Origin of the sequence: Mesorhizobium sp. (assembly GCF_024509055.1) — a bacterium.
GTDB lineage: Bacteria > Pseudomonadota > Alphaproteobacteria > Rhizobiales > Rhizobiaceae > Mesorhizobium.
The window spans coordinates 1-1,570 of record NZ_JANINM010000357.1 but is presented as its reverse complement, the minus strand read 5'-3'; the positions used below and the strand labels follow the sequence as shown (position 1 = coordinate 1,570).

The 1,570-nt window shown below is 62.5% G+C and carries 1 protein-coding gene and 2 pseudogenes; 2 read left to right on the top strand and 1 reads right to left on the bottom strand.

Going from position 1 to position 1,570, the window contains the following annotated elements:
- Positions 1-412 (bottom strand): annotated as a pseudogene (locus Q0L57_RS15210) (hypothetical protein); the annotation flags it as partial.
- Between the two features lie 212 nt (positions 413-624).
- Here Q0L57_RS15210 and Q0L57_RS15205 point away from each other — a divergent pair.
- A complete protein-coding gene (locus tag Q0L57_RS15205) occupies positions 625-1,140 on the top strand; it encodes a ubiquinone biosynthesis methyltransferase UbiE (RefSeq protein ID WP_296743914.1) in 516 nt (171 codons plus the stop codon).
- 5 nt (positions 1,141-1,145) lie between these two features.
- A pseudogene (locus tag Q0L57_RS15200) lies at positions 1,146-1,570 on the top strand (SAM-dependent methyltransferase); the annotation flags it as partial.

The window sequence follows — 1,570 nt, the reverse complement described above, 5'->3', positions numbered from 1 at the left end:
CGCCGACGCCGTGGCCGCAGACGTCGAGCAGGTAGAAGGCGATGTGATCGGCATCAATTTCGTGGAAGCCGAGTGAATCGCCTCCGAGCTCCGTCGAGGGGATCACCAGCCATTCGGTCGCCGGGGCCTCGATCCGCGGCGCGGGGAGGGTAGACAGAAGGTAGCGCGCCGCATCCTGTAGTTCGGCTTCGAGGCGGGCCTGCGTGCGTTGCAGGAGGATGTTGTTTTCGGCAAGCTGGTCCTCGACCGCTTCGCCATGCTCGATCGTCGCCTCATAGAGAAGCTTGAGGTCGTCGAATTCGGAAGACATCCGTTCGAGCTCGGCGCGCGCCTCGGAGAGCTGGCGCGCAAGTTCCGCCTCCCGCGGCGATGCTGCGGGAGCAGTGCTCTCAACTTCATCCTGCTGCCTCATGTCTTTGGAATAGCCGTTGATGTGGAATCATGGCAAGCACTTGCTTACGGATCGGGGCATGTTATCCTTCATCCGGTCAGGAGGAGGGGCATGGTGGCCGGGCACTTTCCGTGTGGCGCTCGTGTTGGCGGATGCGAGCGGACGGACATCCGGGGGCGGGTTTCGCGCCCTGGTCGCTTTGCGCCGTTCCGCGCGCTGTAGTGCCGGCGACGATGTCGGTTTCGGCGCTCAAGGCTGAGCGGAGCTTCGACACTCTGCTGGAAATGGACATGGATGTCGGCGTGTTCGCGTCCGACTGGTCGCATTGCGACCGCATCTCCTCTTATGTGGCGCGCATGATCAGCCACAACCGGCTGGACTCTCTTCTCTATTCCAATCTCTTTTCATCGGCGCTGAACGAGCTTCTGGAGACGGTTTTTCGGATACACGCCCCGCATGGCCGCTTCGCCTGCGCGGTGCTGCGATCCGGAAATGTCGACCGGGTCAGGCTGCGGGTTCCGTGCGATGTAGCGCACCTAACCTTCTACCGGGATGCCGTGGATGAAGTCTGCCGGGCGGACGCCGCCGAGCGCTACCGAGCGGCGCTGCTGTCGTCCGGCCCGTTGAGCCCCTTCATTGGCCTGCTTGAACTCGCCACTGATTACGGGGCCGGCATCTCCGTTGAGGCGCGCGGCGACGATACCATCTTTCTCATTGCCGACCTCGTCCTCGAGGCGGCCGAAAGCTGACTGCAATGGCACCGTCGACCTTCAATTTCCGCTTTGACGAGAACAACCAGGAATTCGCCATCTCGGGCTCCATGCGCCCGCAGCGCATCGAGGAGGTGGAAGCCTGCCTGCACAAGCTGGAAGCCTCTATCGCCACGGTGACGGGGACGCTCTATCTGAACGTCAAGAAGCTCTTGCGCGTGAACAATGTGGCCTTCCACGCGCTTGCCGGCAGTCTGGTCCAGATGTGCAGGAAGCGCGGCGATCTGAGGGTCGCCATCGTCACGTCGAGCGTCGTCGGCTGGTCGACGCGCAAGTTCGCCGCGCTGGGCAAGGTGTGCGCCAACATCGTGGTGGAGGAGTACGATAGCGAGTTCTATCCGGGCCAGGCTTTTCTGGAAGAAGGCCAGTTCATTCCGATCCTCAGGACGCAGACGCGGATGACGTGGCT